Origin of the sequence: Microbulbifer litoralis (assembly GCF_023634065.1) — a bacterium.
Taxonomy (GTDB): Bacteria; Pseudomonadota; Gammaproteobacteria; order Pseudomonadales; family Cellvibrionaceae; genus Microbulbifer; species Microbulbifer litoralis.
Genome location: NZ_JALKCV010000001.1, coordinates 238,238 through 258,542, shown reverse-complemented (window position 1 = coordinate 258,542; position 20,305 = coordinate 238,238). Strand labels below are relative to the sequence as shown.

Annotated in this window: 17 protein-coding genes; 8 read left to right on the top strand and 9 right to left on the bottom strand. The window is 63.1% G+C overall.

The window, feature by feature from the left end:
* Position 1: 1 nt before the first annotated feature.
* On the bottom strand, positions 2-2,599 hold the full coding sequence (gene leuS / locus MWN76_RS01015; protein ID WP_250458634.1) for a leucine--tRNA ligase: 2,598 nt from the start codon (positions 2,597-2,599) through the stop codon (positions 2-4).
* Between the two features lie 130 nt (positions 2,600-2,729).
* On the opposite strand from leuS, the gene MWN76_RS01010 reads away from it, so the two are divergent.
* The 3 genes from MWN76_RS01010 to MWN76_RS01000 all read left to right on the top strand — a co-directional run bounded on the left by MWN76_RS01010 (position 2,730) and on the right by MWN76_RS01000 (position 4,641).
* Positions 2,730-3,179 (top strand): zinc ribbon-containing protein, encoded by a 450-nt coding sequence (locus MWN76_RS01010; RefSeq protein WP_250458633.1) that lies wholly within the window; start codon positions 2,730-2,732, stop codon positions 3,177-3,179.
* A 94-nt stretch (positions 3,180-3,273) separates the two neighbouring features.
* Positions 3,274-4,053 (top strand): YdcF family protein, encoded by a 780-nt coding sequence (locus tag MWN76_RS01005; protein WP_250458632.1) that lies wholly within the window; start codon positions 3,274-3,276, stop codon positions 4,051-4,053.
* A gap of 213 nt (positions 4,054-4,266) precedes the next feature.
* The gene (locus MWN76_RS01000) at positions 4,267-4,641 is read left to right on the top strand and encodes a hypothetical protein (protein WP_250458631.1); all 375 of its coding nucleotides are present in this window, start codon (positions 4,267-4,269) and stop codon (positions 4,639-4,641) included.
* A gap of 68 nt (positions 4,642-4,709) precedes the next feature.
* Here the strand turns inward: MWN76_RS01000 and MWN76_RS00995 are convergent, their stop codons facing one another.
* The 6 genes from MWN76_RS00995 to miaB all read right to left on the bottom strand — a co-directional run bounded on the left by MWN76_RS00995 (position 4,710) and on the right by miaB (position 11,575).
* Positions 4,710-5,627, bottom strand: a complete 918-nt coding sequence (locus MWN76_RS00995; protein WP_250458630.1) for a TIGR01777 family oxidoreductase — start codon at positions 5,625-5,627, stop codon at positions 4,710-4,712.
* Positions 5,628-5,796: 169 nt separating this feature from the next.
* On the bottom strand, positions 5,797-7,356 hold the full coding sequence (gene lnt, locus MWN76_RS00990; RefSeq protein WP_250458629.1) for an apolipoprotein N-acyltransferase: 1,560 nt from the start codon (positions 7,354-7,356) through the stop codon (positions 5,797-5,799).
* Positions 7,349-8,245, bottom strand: a complete 897-nt coding sequence (locus tag MWN76_RS00985) for a CorC family transporter (protein WP_250458628.1) — start codon at positions 8,243-8,245, stop codon at positions 7,349-7,351. The genes lnt and MWN76_RS00985 overlap by 8 nt, the downstream gene beginning before the upstream one ends.
* Positions 8,246-8,381: 136 nt before the next feature.
* Positions 8,382-8,852 (bottom strand): rRNA maturation RNase YbeY, encoded by a 471-nt coding sequence (gene ybeY, locus MWN76_RS00980; RefSeq protein WP_250458626.1) that lies wholly within the window; start codon positions 8,850-8,852, stop codon positions 8,382-8,384.
* 29 nt (positions 8,853-8,881) lie between these two features.
* On the bottom strand, positions 8,882-9,919 hold the full coding sequence (locus MWN76_RS00975; protein ID WP_250458625.1) for a PhoH family protein: 1,038 nt from the start codon (positions 9,917-9,919) through the stop codon (positions 8,882-8,884).
* 264 nt (positions 9,920-10,183) lie between these two features.
* The gene (gene miaB, locus MWN76_RS00970; protein ID WP_250458624.1) at positions 10,184-11,575 is read right to left on the bottom strand and encodes a tRNA (N6-isopentenyl adenosine(37)-C2)-methylthiotransferase MiaB; all 1,392 of its coding nucleotides are present in this window, start codon (positions 11,573-11,575) and stop codon (positions 10,184-10,186) included.
* Between the two features lie 165 nt (positions 11,576-11,740).
* On the opposite strand from miaB, the gene MWN76_RS00965 reads away from it, so the two are divergent.
* The 5 genes from MWN76_RS00965 to olsF all read left to right on the top strand — a co-directional run bounded on the left by MWN76_RS00965 (position 11,741) and on the right by olsF (position 17,309).
* Positions 11,741-12,073, top strand: a complete 333-nt coding sequence (locus tag MWN76_RS00965; protein WP_250458623.1) for a DUF1820 family protein — start codon at positions 11,741-11,743, stop codon at positions 12,071-12,073.
* A 286-nt stretch (positions 12,074-12,359) separates the two neighbouring features.
* Positions 12,360-13,733 carry a hypothetical protein gene (locus MWN76_RS00960; protein ID WP_250458622.1) on the top strand — a complete coding sequence of 458 codons (1,374 nt, stop codon included), beginning with the start codon at positions 12,360-12,362 and terminating at the stop codon, positions 13,731-13,733.
* Complete coding sequence (locus tag MWN76_RS00955) at positions 13,730-14,518, top strand: hypothetical protein (protein WP_250458621.1); 789 nt, start codon at positions 13,730-13,732, stop codon at positions 14,516-14,518. The genes MWN76_RS00960 and MWN76_RS00955 overlap by 4 nt, the downstream gene beginning before the upstream one ends.
* Before the next feature lie 329 nt (positions 14,519-14,847).
* Entirely contained in the window at positions 14,848-15,639 is a 792-nt protein-coding gene (locus MWN76_RS00950) for a UDP-2,3-diacylglucosamine diphosphatase (RefSeq protein ID WP_250458620.1), read from the top strand.
* Positions 15,636-17,309, top strand: coding sequence for a bifunctional ornithine lipid synthase OlsF (gene olsF / locus MWN76_RS00945; protein WP_250458619.1), 1,674 nt, complete (start codon positions 15,636-15,638; stop codon positions 17,307-17,309). The genes MWN76_RS00950 and olsF overlap by 4 nt, the downstream gene beginning before the upstream one ends.
* Before the next feature lie 497 nt (positions 17,310-17,806).
* Here olsF and MWN76_RS00940 read toward each other — a convergent pair whose 3' ends face one another.
* Both MWN76_RS00940 and MWN76_RS00935 read right to left on the bottom strand, forming a co-directional pair.
* A complete protein-coding gene (locus MWN76_RS00940; protein WP_250458618.1) occupies positions 17,807-19,081 on the bottom strand; it encodes an aspartate aminotransferase type Ic in 1,275 nt (424 codons plus the stop codon).
* Between the two features lie 274 nt (positions 19,082-19,355).
* Positions 19,356-20,231: a DUF6279 family lipoprotein gene (locus tag MWN76_RS00935; RefSeq protein ID WP_250458616.1), complete on the bottom strand. Its 876-nt coding sequence runs from the start codon at positions 20,229-20,231 to the stop codon at positions 19,356-19,358.
* Positions 20,232-20,305: the final 74 nt, after the last annotated feature.

The following is a 20,305-nucleotide window of genomic DNA, read 5'->3' as shown; positions in this document are numbered from 1 at the left end:
ATTATTTGGCAACAATATTGACCAGCTTGCCCGGCACCACGATCACTTTGCGCACCGTGGCGTCGCCGATAAATTTCTGCACGTTTTCACTGGCCAGCGCCAGCTTTTCCAGCGCTTCCCTGTCGGCGTCCGCCGGCACATCCAGTTTCGCGCGCACCTTGCCGTTGACCTGCACCACCAGCGTGATGGACGAGCGCACCAGGGCATTTTCGTCCACCAGCGGCCACTGGGCATCCACCAGCGGCGTATCGTTGCCGAGCGCTTGCCACAGCTGGTGGCAGATATGTGGCGTGACCGGGGCCAGCAGCAGCACCGCGGCGTGCAGCGCCTCGTGCTCCACCGCCAGGCCCCGATCGCTGTCGCGCTCGGCCAGCCTGCCGACATCGTTCAGCAGTTCCATCACCGCGGCGATGGCGGTGTTGAACGTCAGGCGGCGGCCGTAGTCGTCGCCGACCTTCTGGATGGTCTCGTGGGTCTTGCGGCGCAGTTGCTGCTGTTTGTCGGACAGCGATGCCTGGTCGATTGTTGCCGGCTTGCCTCCGGCCGCGATATGGCCGTGTGCCGTTTTCCACAGCTTGCGCAGGAAGCGGCTGGCGCCCTCGACACCGGCGTCGTGCCACTCCAGGGTCTGCTCCGGCGGTGCGGCGAACATGGTGAACAGGCGCACGGTATCCGCGCCGTACTGCTCCACCGCCGCGTGTGGGTCGATGCCGTTGTTCTTGGACTTGGACATCTTGACCACACCGCCGGCAACCACTTCCTCACCGGTGGCGCGCTCGACGGCCTTGATCGGTTTGCCCTTGTCGTCGCGCTGCACGTCCACATCGGCCGGGTTGATCCAGCTTTTGTGGCCATCCTTTTCCCTGTAGAAGGATTCCGCCAGCACCATGCCCTGGCACAGCAGCTGCTTGAAGGGCTCGTCGCTGTCGACCAGGCCCTCGTCGCGCATCAGCTTGTGGAAGAAGCGCGCGTACAGCAGGTGCAGGATGGCGTGCTCGATGCCGCCCACATACTGGTCCACCGGCAGCCAGTAGTTGGCGCGCTCCGGGTCCAGCATGCCCTGCTCGAAATCCGGGCAGGTGTAGCGGGCGTAGTACCAGCTGGATTCCATAAAGGTGTCGAAGGTGTCCGTCTCGCGCTCCACCGGCTCGCCGTTCAGTTCGTCCTTGCACCATTCCGGGTCGGCCTTGATCGGCGAGTGTACGCCGTCCAGCTCCACGTCCTCCGGCAGCAGGATCGGCAGCTTGTCCGCCGGTACCGGGATCTCGCCGCCGTCGGGCAGGTTGAACATCGGAATCGGTGCGCCCCAGTAGCGCTGGCGGGACACGCCCCAGTCGCGCAGGCGGTAGTTGGTGGTCACGCGGCCCTTGCCGGCGGACTTCAGGGCCGCGGAAATGGCGTCGAAGGCGGCATCGAAGTCGAGGCCGTCAAAGCCGCCGGAATTGACCAGCTTGCCCTTTCCGGTGAAGGCCTCTTTCTCGAGATCGATCTCCTCTCCGTTTTCAGGCGCCACCACCTGCTCGATCGGCAGGTTGTATTTGCGCGCGAATTCCCAGTCCCGCTGGTCGTGTGCCGGTACCGCCATCACTGCGCCGGAGCCGTAATCCATCAGCACATAGTTGGCCACCCACACCGGGATCTCGTCGCCGGTGATCGGGTGGATGGCCACAAGGCCGGTGTCCATGCCCTTTTTCTCCATGGTGGCCATGTCGGCCTCGGACATGGACTGCTTCTTGCACTCGGCGATAAAGGTTTTCAGTTCCGGGTTGCCCTCGGCCAGCGCCAGCGCGATCGGGTGTTCGGCGGCCAGGGACACGTAGGTCACGCCCATCAGCGTGTCCGGGCGGGTGGTGTAGACGTCGAAGTGGTCCACGCCGGCGATCGTTTCAGGCAGCGCGAAGGTCAGCTCCACGCCCTTGCTCTTGCCAATCCAGTTGCGCTGCATGGTGCGCACCTGTTCCGGCCAGTGGGGTAGCTTGTCCAGGTCGGCCAGCAGTTCCTCGGCGTAGTCGGTAATCTTGATAAACCACTGCGCCAGTTCGCGGCGCTCCACGGTGGTACCGCAGCGCCAGCAGCAGCCGTCCTCGACCTGTTCGTTGGCCAGCACCGTGGCGTCATGGGGACACCAGTTGACCGCGGAGTTCTTCTTGTACACCAGGCCCTTCTCGTACAGGCGGGTGAAGAACCACTGTTCCCAGCGGTAGTAGGACGGCTGGCAGGTGGCCAGTTCGCGCGACCAGTCGAAGCCGAAGCCCAGGGCCTTGAGCTGGCCCTTCATGTAGTCGATATTGGCGTAGGTCCACACAGCCGGCGCGGTCCTGTTCTGGATGGCGGCGTTCTCGGCCGGCAGGCCGAAGGCGTCCCAGCCCATCGGGTGCAGTACATTCTTGCCCTGCATGCGCTGGTAGCGGGAGATGACGTCGGTAATCGTGTAGTTGCGCACATGCCCCATATGCAGCTTGCCGCTGGGGTAGGGGAACATGGACAGGCAGTAGAACTTTTCCTTGCTGGCGTCCTCTGTCACTTCAAAGCTCTGCTGTTCCTCCCAGAACTGCTGGGCGGAGGCTTCGACTGCGGAGGGGTTGTACTGCTCTTCCATCGATTGGGGACCTATACTCTGTGATCGAAAATTGTGGGGAAATGCCCGGAATCTCGCCTGGGCCTTCCCCGACCGGGTTCGCCCGCGGCATCAGATGCTTTGCCAAACGCGGGATTATAGGAGGGATACAGTGACGAAGGAACCGAAGTTGCCGCCGGAGGAGGATCTGGCGGAGGAACTGCGCCGGGATCTGGAAGATCTGGTGGAGGGGGAACTGGCGGTGGAAGACCTGACCGCCAACAAGGTCGCCTTCCTGCGTGCCTGGTTAAAAGATGACCTGCACCGCGCAGCGGACTACCTGCGCGGGCTGGGGGGCGAGCTGCAGACGCTGGAGGAGCGCGGCGGCAGCTGGCTGCTGGACAGTGCCGACCCCACCGAGACCGCCTGGCCCAACCTGATGCGCTGTATCAGGGCGGGCAAGCCCTGGGCCCTGGCCGGCGAGCGCACCGTGGCCGGGGAGGAGCTGCAGTGCCTCGGCTGCGGCTACCGCGCGCTGCCGCCGGAGAACAGCCAGATCACGCCCTGCCATCGCTGTGGCTATGGCTGTTTCCGCCAGATTGAGGGTGGCCTGGAAGAGTAAGCGCCGGGCTTTTGGAAGTTCTGGGGCGGGCCGTACCCCGCCCGGCCTTCAGCGCTTTGTGGCAACTATCGACTGTGAAGTTTAAGGACAATAAATGGAGTTCCACGCCATCTTGACCACCCTGGTTATGCCTCCGCTCGCCCCCTTGCTGGGCCTGCTGTTGGCTTTTATCTTCTGGTGTTTTCCCGCCGCCTCGCCTTTCGCAAAACTGTCATTGCCGCTGGCTATGCTCTCGGCCGCCACGCTGTGGATATGCGCGACACCGGCATTTTCCGCCTGGCTCGGGGGGCAGTTGGGCAAGGCGGTACGGGATCCCGAGGCGGTGCCCCAAGCTGTGGTGATCCTCGGTGGAGGCCGTTACCGGGATGAGAAATCCGGTAACGAACGCCTGTCGGCCACCAGCCTGGAGCGGGTCGCCTGGGCTGTGGACAAGGCACCGGAACCGCTGCCGGTCATGGTGTCCGGCGGTCGCGTATACGAGCGGGAGCAGGCCTCCGAGGCGGAATTGATGGCGGAGCTGATGCAGAAATTGTTCCGGCGGCCGGCAACCTGGCGCGAGAATTGCAGTCGTACCACGGCCGAGAATGCGGTCAATTCGGCGGCGCTGCTGCACGACTCCGGCATCGAGAGCGTGGTGCTGGTCACCCACTGGTGGCATATGCCCCGGGCGGCCAGGGTGTTCGCCCGCGCCGGTATTCAGGTACAGCCGCTGTCGGTGGGCGGCGCAGAGGAGCTGTTGCCGCGGGCGCAGACGGGATTGCTGCGCTGGTTGCCGAGCGCGGCGGCGCTGCTGCGCACCCAGGTCTACTGGCGGGAACTGCTGGCGCGGGCCTGGTACTACTGGCGGCCCCTGCCGCCGGTGCGCGCATGCTGAGGCCGTATGCGACAGGCGCAAGGAACCATCGGTGAAGCGCGGGTTCCTATGGAACGGGCCAACTGCAGGCCGAACGGGAGTCACCTTATGCGCTTGTCGGACCCGCTAGGCGGACATAAGATGGCAGGCCTCACAGTGGCTGCCTTTGTTGTTTATTGTCGATCAGGAGTCGTTGGCTGTGAGCAGCAATAACAATAAAAGAGGTACTTTGAGATGACGGGTATTCCTTCATCCTTCTCCCCCATTCAACTGCACAACCGTCTCAACCGACCGGTACAGATCGGCTTCAAGCGCACGGTCCAGGACGGCCGCGAGCTGGTTTTCCTCTGTGCGGGTAGTGAGGGGACGGCTCAGGTGAGCAAGAATTTCGAGACCTTTGCCGGGCAGATAGTGCGGGAGTTCCGCCTGGAGCCGGCCGAGGTCGACTTCGTCGAGTTGCGCTGCGATGGCGAGGAGCGCCACTGGTACCGCTGGCACGCCCAGTGGGTGGGCTCGGCGCCGATGGAGTGTCGCGCGGAGCTGGTGGTGGGCGAGTCCGGCCGCCGCTACCTGGCGCAGGCGCTCGGTCGCAGCGAGGAGGCGGCGTAGGGGCAATCCCCCTGCGTGCCGTTAGCCGGTTTGGCAGCAGCGTCGCCGCTGGGCCAGTTTATGAATGTTCAGGCCTGCGCTTTCTTCGCGTGTCCGTTCTTCTGCAGCAGGTCCGCGAGTGCCTGTTCCAGGGTCGGAAACCGGAAACTGTAGCCGCTGTCCAGGGCGGTACCCGGCTCCATCTTCTGGCTCGCCAGCAGCAGTTCCTCCGCCATATCCCCGAACAACAGCTTCAACAGCCAGGCCGGTGCGCGCATCAGGGACGGGCGGTGCAGTTGCCTGCCCAGCAGGCGGGTAAAGCTGTTGTTGGTGACGGCCTCCGGGGCGCAGGCATTGAACGGGACGCAGAGGTGGTGGTCGATGGCGTGCAGCATCAGGCCGATGATGTCCTCCTCGTGAATCCAGCTCATCCACTGCTCGCCGGAACCCATCGGCCCGCCCACGCCCAGGCGGAAGGCCGGCAGCATCTGCGCCAGCGCGCCGCCGCGGGTGGAGAGCACGATTGCCGTGCGCATGGTGCCGACACAGATACCGGCTTCCTGCAGGGGCAGGGTGGCCGCCTCCCAGTCGCGACACAGTTGCGCGGCGAAGCCCCCGCCGGGGGGGCTGTTCTCCCGCAGCAGGTCTCCACCGCGATCGCCGTAGTAGCCCACTGCCGAACCGGACAGGAAATAGCGCGGGCGCCGGGCCTGGGACAGGGACCAGTGCACCAGTTTCTCCGTGGTGTCCAGGCGTGAATTGCGGATTTCTGCGCGTCGTTTTTCCGTCCAGCGGTGTGTGATCGGTTCGCCGGCCAGGTTCACCACCACATCGACCGGGGTGTCCACATCCTCGGGTTCCCGACAGCCCGAGGCCGCCTCGCCGCAGAGTTTGTGCACCTTGTCGGGTTTCCGGCTCAGGACAGTCAGAGTGTTGCCCCGCGCCAGCCACTGTTGGCAAAACAGCCGGCCGATCAGGCCCGTGCCACCGCTGATTAGACAATGCATAGAAGAGGGCATCCGTGCCGCCATTTTGAAGTAATTTGTCTGCAGCATAGCAGTCGAAGCCAGCAATGACGGGCGCTGGCGGTGGTTGATGCGATATATGTGCAATTTAAGGGTAGCTTCCGGCGCCGGGTGGAAGCCCGGCGTCGAAGTGTCGTTGCGACAGTGTCAGTCAGTCGGGAAGCTCGCCCGCCAGCGGGCTCTCGGCGACAGCCCTTTTCCTGCGACGCAACAGCACTGCGCCCGCCAGCATCGGCAACGCCAGGGCAAAGACTGCAGAAATTCCCGCCAGCATAAAGGGCGTATTGCCGCGCATCGCCGAGACTTCGCCCACCAGCGTGGCCTGCTCGAACTGGGGCAGTCTGCGGGTGATCCGGCCGCGGGGATCGACGATGGCGGTGACGCCGGTATTGGTGCCGCGCACCAGGTAGCGACCGGTTTCCAGTGCGCGCATCTGCGCCATCTGCATGTGCTGCAGTGGGCCGATGGAGTCTCCGAACCAGGCGTCGTTGCTGATGGTCAGCAGCACCTGCGACGAGAGTGCGCTGTCGGCCACCATGCGCGGGTAGACGATTTCATAGCAGATCAGCGGTGCCCAACTGGTACCGGCGGCGTGCAGCGGCTGCTGCCCCTCCGCTCCCGGTCGAATGAACGAGGTGGGCAGGTCGAAGAACTCGATGGTGCCGCGAATCCATTCCTCCAGCGGTACATATTCGCCGAACGGCACCAGGTGGCGTTTGTGGTAGACCTGCGGGCTGCGGCCGAAGACGGCCGCCGAGTTGTGGATGATCCTGCGGTTGCTGTCCGTGTCCTGCTGGTCGTAGAGCAGGCCGCTGATCAGGTCGATCTGTGTCTTTTCCGCGTTGCGCTGCAGTGCTTCCATCAGGTTGGGCGCCTGGTGGTACAGTAGCGGCAGTGCGGCTTCCGGCCAGATGACGACGTCCACACCCCGGGCGCTGAGCTCCTGGGTGCCTCTCTGGTAGCGGCTGATGGTTTCGCCGCGGAACTCCGGCAGCCACTTTTTCTCCTGGGGAATATTGGCCTGTACCAGCCCCACCTCGAGGGTCTCGCCCTCGGGATGGGTCCAGTTCACCTGGGTCAGCAGGGCACCGGCGGGCCAGGGCAGGGCGGCGGCCAGCAGCAGGGCGATGCTGGATTTTTCCCTGATCGGTGTGAGTCGCCCGCTCACAAGCAGTGCGATCACCGCGCTGGTGAGCGCCAGCAGCAGGCCGATACCGTAGACACTGAGCACCGGGGCCCAGCCCGCCAGCGGTGTGTCCAGGTGTGCGTAACCGGCGAACAGCCAGGGGAAGCCGGTAAAGACCCAGCTGCGCAGCCATTCGCTGGCGAACCAGAGCGCGGCGAAGGCCAGGGCGAAGCTGGCGCGATTGTCGGTAAAGCGGCCGAGAAAGCAGAACGGCAGTGCCAGCAACACTGCCAGCACGGCGGCGAAGCCGCCGGTCAGCAGCAGGCCCAGGGGCACCGAGGAGTTGCCGAAGTGGGTGATGGAGACATAGACCCAGGACGCGCCGGTGCCGAACAGGCCCAGGCCGTAGCAGAAGGCGAGCCAGAAAGCGCGCCTGCCCGGCAGTCGCTGTTCGCCGGCGGCGCGCAGGTAGAGCCAGGCGAGCAGTGCCAGCGACAGCAGGCCGCAGATCCAGTAGCCGTAGGGGGCGAAGGAGAGGGTCAGCAGGCCGCCGGCAAAAATCGCCAGTGCTGAGTGTTTAATCACCGGTTTCACTCTGTTTACCGCTCTCGCTACTCCGCATTACTCTCAGCAGGTGAATTTGCCGGTTATCGGCGTAAAGTACACGAAAGGTGAAACTGCCCAGGCGGGTGATCTCGTCGCGCCCCGGCAGGTGGCCGAAGGACTGCATGATCAGGCCGCCGATGGTGTCGAATTCCTCGTCGCTCAGTTCGGCTTTGAAGTACTCGTTGAACTCCTCAATGGGGGTGAGGGCTTTGACGATAAAGTCGTTTTCGCCCACTTTGCGGATAAAGCTGTCCGCCTCTTCCTCGTCGGTTTCGTCTTCGATCTCGCCGACGATCTCCTCGAGGATGTCTTCAATGGTGACCACGCCGGAAACGCCGCCGTACTCGTCGATCACCACCGCCATATGGTAGCGGTTCTCACGGAATTCCCGCAGCAGGATATTCAGGCGTTTGCTCTCGGGAATGATATTGGCGGGGCGGATGATATCTTCCAGGCGGAACTCGCCCACGCCCTTCAGCACCAGTGGCAGCAGGTCCTTGGCCAGCAGTATGCCGCGAATGTCGTCGACGCTGTCGCCGATGACCGGGAAGCGGGAGTGGCCGGATTCGATGATCTTGGGGAGGAATTCCTCCGGTTTGTCCTGCAGGCTGACGACCACCATCTGCGAGCGCGGGATCATGATCTCGCGCACCTGCTGGCTGGAGACATCCAGCGCGCCCTCGATGATGGACAGGGCCTCGGCGTCGACCAGCTGGTTCTCCGCGGCGTCCTTGATGATATCCAGCAGTTCATCGCGGGACTTGGGTTCTGCCGAAAAAGCCCCGAACAGCTTTTCCAGCCAGTTCTTCTCACCCTTGCTGGGTGAGGGACTACTTGGGGGTTCGTCAGTGGTCATGGAAGTGGCCATGCTCCGGGTTTCTCTCACTCTTACATTAGTGGGCTGCTCGCAAAGTCAGGTAACAGTTCGCTTCGCCAAAGTTACCGAACTTTACAAGCAGCCCACTAGTCACTGGTTTCAGCGGCGGGAAAGCCGCCGCCGTTGTCTATTCCTGTACTTCTGCCGGGATATAGGGATCTGTAAACCCCAGCCCCTCCAACAGGCTGGTTTCCAGGCCCTCCATGATCTCCGCGTCCGCATCCTCGATATGGTCGTAACCCAGGAGGTGCAGTGTGCCATGGACCACCATATGTGCCCAGTGCGCGGTGGTGGCTTTGCGCTGCTGTTCCGCCTCGCGGGCGACAACGGGGGCACATATTACAAGATCGCCGAGCAATGGGAGATTTAAATCCTCCGGCAGCTCGGCGGGAAAGGACAAAACATTGGTGGGCTTGTCTTTGCCGCGGTACTGGTGGTTCAGTTCCCGGCTCTCGTCTTCATCGACGATGCGTACACTGAGTTCCGCCCCGGCGCGGCGGTCTGCCAGCGCGGCGGTGGCCCAGCGGTGGATCTCATCGTCGGAGGGGAGGCCGGTGCAGCGGCTCGCGCGCTGCACCTCGAGGGTGAGTTCGGTCATGATCGCGATCACATCGGCGGGCGGCGGCCTCAGGCCGCGTCTTCGCCCGGTTTGCCGGCCCTGCCTTCCAGGGAGAGGGCCTCGCGCTCGGCTTCGTGGGCGTCGTAGGCCTCGACAATGCGCTGCACCAGTGGGTGGCGCACCACATCCTTGGCGCCGAAGTGGGTGAAGCTGATGCCGTTGACCTTGCCCAGTACCTCGATCGCATGGCGCAGGCCGGAGGACTGGCCGCGGGGCAGGTCCACCTGACTGGGGTCGCCGGTGATCACCGCGGTGGAGCCGAAGCCGATGCGGGTCAGGAACATCTTCATCTGCTCGCGGGTGGTGTTCTGGCTCTCATCCAGGATCACGAAGGCGTTGTTCAGGGTGCGGCCGCGCATATAGGCCAGCGGTGCCACCTCGATCACGTTGCGCTCGATCAGCTTGCCCACCGTCTCGAAACCGAGCATCTCGTAGAGGGCGTCGTAGAGCGGGCGCAGGTAGGGGTCCACCTTCTGGCTCAGGTCGCCGGGCAGGAAGCCAAGCTTTTCGCCGGCCTCTACCGCCGGGCGTACCAGCAGGATACGTTCGACATCGTCCTTCAGCAGCGCTTCCACGGCGCAGGCCACCGCCAGGTAGGTCTTGCCGGTACCGGCCGGGCCTATGCCGAAGTTGATATCGTTGGTCTGCACCGCGCGCACATACTTGCGCTGGTTGCCGCCGCGCGGTCGTACAGAGCATTTCTTGGTGCGGATCAGTACCACTTTCTCCGCCTCGTCTGCCTTGTCGTTGCCGCCCTGCTGCAACTCCTCGACACCGGACTGCTGCAGCGCCAGGTGGATCTCCTCCGGCGTCAGGTGGTCGCGGGTATCGGTTTCCTGATACAGGAAATTCAACAGTTCACCGGCGGCGCGGGCCGTTTCCGGCTCGCCGTAGAAGGCAAACTGGTTGCCGCGATTGCGGATCTCGATATCCAGTCGCTGTTCTATCTGGCGCAGGTGTTGGTCGAATTGGCCACAGAGGTTGGCCAGGCGGCGGGCGTCGTTGGGCTCAAGGGTGATACTGTGAGCGAGGGTATGTGTTTCCAAATTGGTTTCCGGCACCTTTATCTGGGGGATTCATTGCTAGGGTATACCCATTTTCCCGGTAGGGGAAAGGGCAGAGTGTGACGAATGGGTTCTAACTGGTTCTAGGACTTATAACATGGTGGTATTACAGTTCCGGGACTCGGGACTCGGGACTCGGGACTTAGCGTAGGGTGCGCCGTGCGCACCGTCACCGGGTCCGATCGAAGGGCGCTCCCCTCTCCCTAACCCTCTCCCGGTGGGAGAGGGGACTGTACGGTGCCCGATCTAAATCAGCGGCCCATCCAGCTCCGAGTCCACCAGCGTGCCCCGCAGCGAGTTCGGCAGCGCCTCTTCGATCAGCACATCGGCAAACTTGCCGATCAGCGCCAGGTCGTCGCAGCGGAAGTTGACCACGCGGTTGTTCTCGGTCCGGCCCTGCAACTGGCCCGGATCCTTTTTCGACACGCCGGTCACCAGCACCCGCTCGGTGTTGCCCACCATGCGCCGGGCGATTTCCGCCGCCTGCTGGTTGATACGGTGCTGCAGCAGCTGCAGGCGTTGTTTCTTGACGGCTTGCGGAGTGTCGTCGGGCAGGTCCGCCGCCGGGGTGCCCGGCCGCGCGGAATAGATGAAGCTGAAGGAGATATCGAAACCCACGTCCTCGATCAGCTTCATGGTGTCCTCGAAGTCCCGGTCGGTCTCGCCCGGGAAGCCGATGATAAAATCGGACGACAGGCAGATATCCGGACGGATCCGGCGCAGGCGGCGGATCTTGGATTTGTACTCCAGTGCCGTGTGGCCGCGCTTCATCGCCATCAGGATACGGTCGGAGCCGCTCTGCACCGGCAGGTGCAGGTGGTTCACCAGCTCCGGCACCTGGGCGTAGACATCGATCAGCGCATCGGAGAACTCCACCGGGTGGGAAGTGGTGTAGCGGATGCGGTCGATACCGTCGACGGCGGCCACGTAGGTGATCAGCTCGGCGAAATCGACGATCTGGCCATCGTCGCCGGGGGCGCGGTAGGCGTTGACATTCTGGCCCAGCAGGTTGACCTCGCGCACGCCCTGGTCCGCCAGGTGGGCCACTTCCTCCAGCACGTCCGCCACCGGGCGGCTCACCTCCTCGCCGCGGGTGTAGGGCACCACGCAGAAAGTGCAGTACTTGGAACAGCCCTCCATGATGGACACGAAAGCGGTGGCGCCATCGGCCTCTGGCTGCGGCAGGCGGTCGAACTTCTCGATCTCCGGGAAGGTCACGTCCACCACCACGGCACCGTTCTTCTGTTCACGGGTCTGCATCATCTCGGGCAGGCGGTGCAGGGTCTGCGGGCCGAAAATCAGGTCCACGTAGGGCGCGCGTTTGGAGATGGCATCCCCTTCCTGGCTGGCCACACAGCCGCCGACGCCGATGATCAGGTCGGGATTTTTTTCCTTCAGGTGCTTCCAGCGGCCCAGTTGGTGGAACAGTTTTTCCTGCGCTTTCTCGCGGATGGAACAGGTGTTGACCAGCAGCACGTCGGCGTCTTCCGGGTCGTCGGTGGGCACCATGGCGTGGGACTCCCCCAGCAGGTCGCGCATGCGCGCCGAGTCGTACTCGTTCATCTGGCAGCCGTGGGTCTTGATGTAGAGCTTTTTCACCCCGGTGCTTTCCGGGGTTTCGGTCAGTTCGGAAGACATAGATCGCCTGGTTAAAAACTGGTCAATCGAAAAGGTGGGGCATTATAGCGGCCCCGTTCCGGACTGCATAGACGGGGCTGGGGGCGACTGCTATGCTTGCCCGCTTTTTCGAGGCCGACGTCAGGCTACCATTGGTGGGGCGAAAGCTCCCTTTTTGAGATCTCTATGGCGAACCCGATTTACAAAGTCATCTTCCACAACCAGAGCCAGGTGTACGAACTCTATGCCCGGGCCATCTACCAGAGCGATATGTACGGCTTTATCGAGGTGGAGGAGTTTGTCTTTGGCGAGAAGTCGCAGCTGGTGGTGGACCCCAGCGAGGAAAAGCTCAAGTCCGAGTTCAACGCGGTGACCCGCTCCTATATCCCGATGCACAGCATCGTGCGCATCGATGAAGTGGAGAAAGAGGGCACCGGCAAGATCGTGGAAGTAAAGGGCGACAAAGTGGCCCAGTTTCCCTTCCCCGCCCCCGGCCGCCCGCCGGTGGATACCGAGTAGATCGACCGGCGGCGACGCTTCCGACGCCGCCGTCCCTCCCTCCCGACGGTAATCGGTGCGCCCCGGGGCGCCGCCTTCAACTGCTTTACCCTTTTGTACCCCCGTGCGCCGGCGATTTGTCGCATGTGCGGCGCAGGGTTTCGCCTGCGTGGCTATTCTGTAAACAGAGAGTTCTGCTGCCCTGTTCTTGCAGGTAAGTGAAATTGGGCCGGCCCGGCTCTGGGAACTGAACCCCAAGTCTTGAGTTGGAAAGTACCTAAAAGTGGGATGTATTTAGGTGAAGTCGATGACCTCCATACCGGCAAGCAAATCAGCGATCTCCGCCCTCAAGCTGGAGCAGCGCGTCGAGCGGGATGTGAAAGCGGGGATTCCGGAGCTGGACCGGACCCGGCACACGGAGAGCGAGGAGAGTATCCGCGCCTATGTCGCCAACGAAGTGGTCGGCAAGGTGCACCGCAAGCGCCAGGACGAAATTGACGAACAGGCCGGGGCGCGCAACGAACTGCACATCCGCCAGCTCTACCAGGAACTGGGCAATACCGACCGGGAGCTCAGCAAGAAGATCGAAAGCCGCAAGTCGGCGCTGCTGCAGGAACTGCAGCAATCGGCCCGGGACCTGGCTTCCGCGCGCGCCGACCTGGAGATATTCCGGCACAACAACGGTCTCACCCGCGATGCCGAATACCGCGAATCGAAACTGCTCCACTACGCCACCATCTTTTTTATCGTTATATTCGAAACCGGGCTGAACGCCTTCTTCCTGTCCCGCGGCAGCGAACTGGGGCTGCTGGGTGGGTTTTTCCAGGCCTTTATCCTGTCGCTGGTCAACCTGGGCCTGGCGGTGTTTATCGCCTCTTCCCTGCGCAACCTGTTTCACGTCCATATTCTGCGCAAGCTCTGTTTCGGGGTGCTGTTTGTCGCTTTCTCTGCCGCATCGATTTATTTCGTGCTGGGAGTCGGGCACTACCGCGAGGCGCTGGAGGCCAACCCGTTCACCGCTTCCCAGGTGGCCGTGACCAGCCTGTGGGCGGACCCCTGGGGCATCCGCGATTTCAACTCCTGGATCATGGTGATTGTCAGCGCCATCGCGCTGTCTGCCCTGGTGGCGAAATTCTTTGTGGTCGAGGACCGCTACCCGGGCTACACGGCAATTTCGCGGCGGGTCAGGGATCTGCAGAGACGCTGGCTGGAACTCTGTGGCGACGCCTTCAACGAGGTCGGTGACGCGGTCGATGAAACCCAGCAGGTCCTGTCGGAAAAGGATCGCCAGCTCCGCTCCCAGTTTATCCAGTTCAAGGCCAGTATCGAGCGCAGCGAGGAAATCCGCCGCGAATACGAGGAGGATATCGCCCGCGCTCAGGCACTGCTGGACGAGCTGGTGCGTTACTACCAATCGCACTCGGCGCGGATCATGAACCGGCGCGCGGCCTATTTCGGCGAGTTGCTGCGATTTGAATTGGGCACACTGCCGAAACTCAATACGGTCGGCCTCGACCAGCACCGCGAGGAGCTGCAGTTTTTCGAGAAGATGGTGGCGTCCCTGGATCGGGAGTATGCGGCGGCCATGGAGCTGATCGGCGAACGCTGGGAAAAGGCCCGTGCGGATATCCGTGACTTTATCGGCCGGGTCGAACGGGAAAACGGGTTGGGTACGCCGTGACGAGGCGTTCGCGCAGCCGGTTTTCGGCGGAGGATCGCAAGGGGCTGCTGCTGTTCGCCGCCGGTATCGCGATACTGGTGGTGCTGGTCGCGGTGGTGCTGCAGAAACTGCTGTCGGCGGAAAACGCCTACGACCGGCACACACTCTGCAATGAGCGCCTGCCGCGGCAGGTCCACCACCTGTTTATTATCGATGTCTCGGATGCCATGTCCGCGCACCAGAAAAATTTCCTCAACCGGCATATATCGCGCCTGCTGGAAATGTCCGGGATCAATGACCGCTTTACCGTGTTCGTGCTCGACGAGCGCTACGCGGGCCTCTCCGATCCGATCGTCGATCTGTGCAAACCCAGGTCCGCGGAGGACGTCAGCGGCCTGACGGCGAACCGGCTGTTTGTCGAGGACCTCTACCGGAAGCGTTTCGAGGTGCCGCTGCAGACGGCCATTGCCGATACGGTCTCCGCCGGGGATCAGCCCATTTCCCCGATCTACGAGGCGCTGTCCGATGTTGCCGCGCTGAAACGCATTGATCCGCGCGCCGACGAGGTCAACCTGACGCTGGTCAGCGACATGATCCAGAACTCCCGCGCCGGCTCCGTTTTCCACAGCGGGCCCTCGGCGATCGAGCAGTTGCCGCTGATCGACCTGCGCCGCGCCAAAACGCGAGTGCTGTGGCTGAGCCGCGAGAAATACAAGCGGTACCAGACGCCGGAACTGGAGACCAGCTGGGAAGACTATCTGGCCAGCGTGTCGCGCTTCGACCAGATCGAAAGGGTCCGGAACTGATTGGCACTAAGTTAAGGCTCGGGACGGGCCCGCTACCGGGGGTTCTTTGCGGAACACGCCGTGAATACATCCCTGTAGGCTTGTCCGCGAGGTCCCTCTCGCAGACAGTCCCGCAAAGAACCCCCGGTAGCGGGCCTTTCGCATCAGACTTATTGGCTTAACTTAGTGCCATTCGGTCCGGAACCGTTTGGTCTTCTCGGTTTGTGGCGTGGACTGGGGCACCGGATGAGGCGCCGGGTTCCGCCCTGAAATAAATTCTTCACCAAAAAATCCCTTTTTTGTAAGAAAAGTCGATCAAGGTATCCCAAACCTCCAATTGGGACCTTGGCATGAGCAACCGCTATCGCGCACTGTGGATTTCCGATGTTCACCTGGGCAGCAGGGACAGCGAGCCGCAACGGCTGGCGGATTTCCTGGCCCAGAACCGCGCCGATACCGTTTACCTGGTCGGCGATATCTTCGATATGAAAGCGCTGGCACAGGGCCGGGGCAGCTGGTGCCAACACTCCTCGATGCTGATGGGGATGCTGGCGGAACTCAGCAGTCAGACCCCCGAGGTGATCTATGTGCCCGGCAATCACGACGCGCCCATGCGCAGCTGGGCCGGCAAGCGGATCGGCAATATCCGCGTGGAGCGCGACTGGGTGCACGAATCCGCAGACGGCAAGCGCTACTGGGTGACCCACGGTGACCAGTTCGAACACGCCATCGATATCAATCCCATCAGCTACCACATCGGCGACCACAGCTACTACCTGATGCTGCGCCTGAACCGCTGGATCAATTACTGGCGCGGTCGCTTCGACAAGCCCTGGTGGTCGCTGGCCAACCATGTCAAAAACCGCGTGCAGGCGGCCAGGCGCATGATGAACAGTTTCGAGGACGTGGCGATTCGCGAGACCGCGCAGCGCGGCCTGGACGGCGTTATCTGCGGCCATATCCACCGCGCCGCGCTGCACCGCAGGAGCGGTGGCGAGGGCCCGGTGACCTACGCCAATTGCGGCGATTGGGTGGATTCCATGAGCGCCGTGGTGGAGCAGTCCGACGGCAGCCTGGATCTGTTGCACTGGCATCGCACGCCGAAAATCGCGCGCATCATGACCGAGGCGGTGGCCGCATGATTCAGTTGGAAAGTCTGCTGCAGAGCAATCCCTGGTACAGCGCCGCGCCGCAGAAACCGGCGCGGCGGCTGGTGTCGGCAACCCTGAAGAAAATCTGCTGCGAGCAGCAGTTGCAGGAGTTCGGGCGGCTCTATCCGCACCTGGGTGGATTGGATTTTATCCGCCAGGTGTTCGCGTTTTTCGATTTCCGCTACGACCTGAACCCACTGGAGCTGGAGCGGATTCCCGACAGTGGGCCGCTGGTGATCGTGTCCAATCACCCGCTCGGCAGCCTCGACGGCCTGGCGCTGATCGATATGGTGGCGCGGGTGCGCAGGGACGTAAAAGCGGTGGCCAGCCAGTTGTTGTGGAATATCGAGCCGCTGCGTTCCTACCTGCTGCCGGTGGACAATTTCAATGGCCGCACGCGCCGCGGTGATGTCGAGGGTATTTACGATCACCTGCGCGCCGGCGGTGCCATTATCGTTTTCCCGGCTGGCGAGGTGTCGCGCCTGACGCCGCAGGGAGTGCGCGACGGTCGCTGGAATCCGGGGTTCGCCCGCTTCGCGGAAAAGACCGGTGCGCCGATACTGCCGGTGCAGGTGCGCGGCCGCAATTCGCTGTGGTTTTACGGCCTGTCGATGGTCAACCGGCCGCTGTCGACCCTGTGGCTGATCCGCGAGATGTTCAAGCAGAGCCACGGCAGTATCGATATCCGTATCGGCAGCCCGGTAGAGGCGGAACATTTCCGCCACTGGCCGCTGACACCGCGGGCCCAGGCGCGCCTGTGGCGCCAGCATGTCTATCGCCTGCATAAATCGCCGCGCCCGTTGGGGCCGGAGATTATCGCCGCCGCCGAATCGGCGGACGATGTAATAGGGGTCATCGACACCTGCGATACGCTGGTGCAACAGGGCGAGTTCTCGGTCAGGCTGTACCGCCAGCGGCCCGATTGCCCGGTGATGCGCGAACTGTCCCGCATTCGCGAGATCGCCTTCCGCGCGGTGGGCGAGGGCACCGGCCAGAGCCGCGACTGGGATGCCTTTGACGCCCACTACGATCACCTGCTGCTGTGGGACAACAGCCGCCGCCAGATCGCCGGCGCCTACCGGTTGGCGAAGACCGACAAGCTGGCACCGGAACAGATCTACAGCGGTACGCTGTTCAATTATCCCAGGCCGCCGCAGCAGTGCCTGCCCGGTTCCGCGGAGCTGGGGCGCAGTTTCCTGTTGCCGGAGTACTGGCGTGGTCGCGGCCTGGATCTGCTATGGTGCGGTATCGGCCAGTGGATCGCGCGCAATCGCGTGCGCTACCTGTTCGGGCCGGTGTCCATGCCGGGCAATTTCCCGGCGCGCGCCAAGTCGGCGATCGTGCGCTATTTCCTGCACCACTTCGCCACCGACAATCCGCTCGGCGATGCGCGCCTGCCGTTTTCCGAGGCGCGCGATGACCTGCCGCCGCTGGGCGGCGATGCCGGCGAGGATATGGTGCAGTTGAAAAAGATCCTGAAAGAAGAGGGCGTGATGTTGCCGCCGCTATTCAAGAAGTACACCGCGGTGACAGAGCCCGGCGGGACCAGTTTCCACGCCTTCAATGTGGATCCGGATTTCTGCGATTCGGTGGATGGGCTGGTGGTGGTGGATCTGGAGAAGATGGATCCGAAGTTTTCCAAACGCTACCTCGGTGCTTGAATTTTCCACCCCGGGCCGGACTCTTTCACCGTAGGATGGGCAAAGCGTAGCGTGCCCATCAATCCCGAGCGGCAGGGTGCGCCGTGCGCACCGCTCATCGGGCTGGTGGGGCGTCCGCAGATGGGCTCGTAAGCATGCTTCGGGACGGCCCCGCTCCCGGTGGCTGTTTGCTCAACAGCCTCATCGGCACAAATCGGCAGGGCCGCCGATTTGGACGCCGCAGGCGCCCGAAGGGCGAGGGACATGGATGTCCCGAGTCAATCGTTTCACAAACAGCCCCCGGCTGCAGGGCCTTCACATCTGGCTTGGATGTTCTTTTTGGGCTTGATCGGGGGCGCACCCTACCTGAGAGTCCCGAGTGATTCGCGCCATCCCTGGCGCTTACCGCTACGCGGGCGCCTTGCGGCGTCCAAAATTGTTCCCGACAATTTTGTCCCGAGTCCCGAGTCCCGAGTCCCGAGTCCCGAGTCCCGAGTCCCGAGTCCCGAGTCCCGAACCTACGCCGCCTCCAACTGCTTGCGCACACTCGCCAATTTCACACACAGCACAAATACCGACATGGCCGTGTCCACTTCCTCCAGCGGCGGGAAGCTGGGGGCGATGCGGATATTGGTGTCTTGCGGGTCCTTGCCGTAGGGGAAGGTGGCGCCGGCCGGGGTCAGCTTGACGCCTGCGTCCGCGGCCAGCCTGACCACTTCGGTGGCACAGTCCGGGCGGGTATTGAAGGATACGAAGTAGCCGCCTTTCGGTGTTTCCCATTCGCCCAGGTCTGAATCGCCGAAGGCCTTTTCCAACTGGCCCAGCACACATTTGAATTTCGGTTTCAGGATTTCGGCGTGCTTCTGCATGTGCGCCTTGAGCATGGTGAACTCGGCGAAAAAGCGCGAGTGGCGCAGCTGGTTCACCTTGTCCGGGCCGATGGTCATGGCCTGCATCTGCTGTTTCAGCGACGCCAGGTTGGCGGGGCTGCTACTGACAAAGGCCACGCCGGCGCCGGCGAAGGTGACCTTGGAGGTGGAGGCGAACTGGATCACCGAGTCGGCGGTGTCGTTGGCCAGGGTGGCGCTGCGGATACCGGGCAGGTTGACCTGCTGCTCCAGGTCGTGGATCGCGTAGGCGTTGTCCCAGAAGATGCGGAAGCCGGGGTTGGCGATCCCGCCCAGTTGCGCCAGGCGATCGACGGTGTCGGCGCTGTAGGTGACGCCGGTGGGGTTGGAGAATTTGGGCACGCACCAGATACCGATGATATCGGAGTCCTCGCGCACCAGTTTCTCGACCGTGTCCATATCGGGGCCGGTGTCGGTCATGGGCACGTTGACCATGCCGATGCCCAGTTGCTCACAGATGGCGAAGTGGCGGTCGTAGCCGGGCACCGGGCAGAGGAATTTCGGCTCTTTCAGCTCGCGCCAGGGGGTGTTGCCGGCAAAGCCGAACAGGTAGCCGGTCAGTACCGCGTGGTACATCAGCGTCAGCGAGCTGTTGCCGCCGGCCATCACTTCCTCACTGGGAACCTGCAGGATATCCGCACCCAGGTCGCGGGCGCAGGCGAGGCCGTCCAGGCCGCCGTAGTTGCGGGTATCGGTGCCGTCTGCCGCGCGGTAGTCGCCGTTCAGGATGCCGTCGAGCTTGTCGGCCAGGTGGAGCTGGTCGGCGGACGGTTTGCCGCGGGTGATGTCCAGGCTGAGTTCGTGTCCGCAGATTCGCTGGTACTGCGCACTCAGTTCCTTTTCCCACTCTTGCAGTTGTTCGCGGCTGGCGGAGTCGATATGCACGGTTTGTCCTCGATTTGGCTTATGGGAGGCGGGAGCTTAGCAGGCGCGGGGCGGATTCGTCAGCTCCGGTGGCCAGTGCGCCCGGGGCGAGCGGCGCGAATGGGCCCGGATCAAGAAATGTGATCACGTGTTCTCTTGCAGGGAGGCCGCGCGTAGCCCGGATGGAGCGCAGCGGAATCCGGGAAGGGCGATACGGGCATGGGTGCAGTGGCCCCGGCTTTCACTGCGTTCCATCCGGGCCAATCAGGCAATTATCTTGCTGTCGGCCCGGGAGTCAGCGATTGGCCAGCTCGCGGAAGTCCTGCGCATATTCGCGCAGTGTTTCGCTCAGGTGCTGTTGCTGTCGCGGTGTGGTGCTGGCCAGTATTTTTTCGCTCAGGGCGCGCGCGCGCTGGTGCCGCTCTTCCTGCATCTGCCGGTACTCGCCCGGCCACAGCTGTTCCGGGTTCAGCATCAGGTCGCGCAACTGCGACTGGTAGTTGTCCGGTCTGCGTCGCAGCAGTTCGATAAAGCGCGCCTGCCACTTGGCCCGTTGCCGGTCCCGCAACTGCGGGTTGTAGCTCACCTCTGCCACCCAGGCGGCGATCAGCCTTTCCTGTTCATCGCTGAGGGAGCCGAGCCAGCGTTCGCTGTGTTTGCGGATCTGTTTTTGGCGGCGCCGCTGCACTTTCTCCGGGGACTCCCGCCATTTTTCCAGGGATTCCGCGCGCTTTTCCCGCAGGTTTTCCTCCAGCTCGTCGATCTGCTGTCGGTCCAGGGTGCCGGCCAGCGGGATCAGCAGGTCGTAGAATTGCGTGCTGGCGGTCTCCCAGTAGCCGCGCGCGGTGTCTTCGACGGCCTCCAGCCGCACGGCTTCCAGGTTGCCGCTGTCCACCTGCCCGGCCAGCTGTTCCATGGAATCGGCATAGCGGGGCAGTTGGGTCTGGCGGTGCCAGGCCAGGAAACTGTCGAGGGCGGTCTGTAGCTGATCCTCCTGCTCGCGGTTCAGGTCCACGTAGTCGTCCAGCTGCCAGCGCAGCCAGCGGTCGAGTTGCCCGTAGGCGAACTGGATGCTGGAGCAACTGCCGAGCAACAGCAGAATTGACAGTAGAGCGGTCGTGCACAGGATCCGAAATGCGCAGTTCGAAGCGAGCCGGGCCGGGTGAGTCATTCGTTGCATCCCTGTAATGAGTAACCCGCCGCTATTCTGGCAGGCCCATGGACACAAGCATAGCCGCCCCCATA

Excerpts from the sequence above, each read along its gene's own strand:
- leuS (WP_250458634.1), bottom strand. The coding sequence starts at position 2,599 with ATGGAAGAGCAGTACAACCCCTCCGCAGTCGAAGCCTCCGCCCAGCAG.
- MWN76_RS01005 (WP_250458632.1), top strand. The coding sequence starts at position 3,274 with ATGGAGTTCCACGCCATCTTGACCACCCTGGTTATGCCTCCGCTCGCC.
- MWN76_RS01000 (WP_250458631.1), top strand. The coding sequence starts at position 4,267 with ATGACGGGTATTCCTTCATCCTTCTCCCCCATTCAACTGCACAACCGT.
- MWN76_RS00995 (WP_250458630.1), bottom strand. The coding sequence starts at position 5,627 with ATGCATTGTCTAATCAGCGGTGGCACGGGCCTGATCGGCCGGCTGTTT.
- MWN76_RS00985 (WP_250458628.1), bottom strand. The coding sequence starts at position 8,245 with ATGGCCACTTCCATGACCACTGACGAACCCCCAAGTAGTCCCTCACCC.
- ybeY (WP_250458626.1), bottom strand. The coding sequence starts at position 8,852 with ATGACCGAACTCACCCTCGAGGTGCAGCGCGCGAGCCGCTGCACCGGC.
- miaB (WP_250458624.1), bottom strand. The coding sequence starts at position 11,575 with ATGTCTTCCGAACTGACCGAAACCCCGGAAAGCACCGGGGTGAAAAAG.
- MWN76_RS00965 (WP_250458623.1), top strand. The coding sequence starts at position 11,741 with ATGGCGAACCCGATTTACAAAGTCATCTTCCACAACCAGAGCCAGGTG.
- MWN76_RS00960 (WP_250458622.1), top strand. The coding sequence starts at position 12,360 with ATGACCTCCATACCGGCAAGCAAATCAGCGATCTCCGCCCTCAAGCTG.
- MWN76_RS00950 (WP_250458620.1), top strand. The coding sequence starts at position 14,848 with ATGAGCAACCGCTATCGCGCACTGTGGATTTCCGATGTTCACCTGGGC.
- olsF (WP_250458619.1), top strand. The coding sequence starts at position 15,636 with ATGATTCAGTTGGAAAGTCTGCTGCAGAGCAATCCCTGGTACAGCGCC.
- MWN76_RS00935 (WP_250458616.1), bottom strand. The coding sequence starts at position 20,231 with ATGACTCACCCGGCCCGGCTCGCTTCGAACTGCGCATTTCGGATCCTG.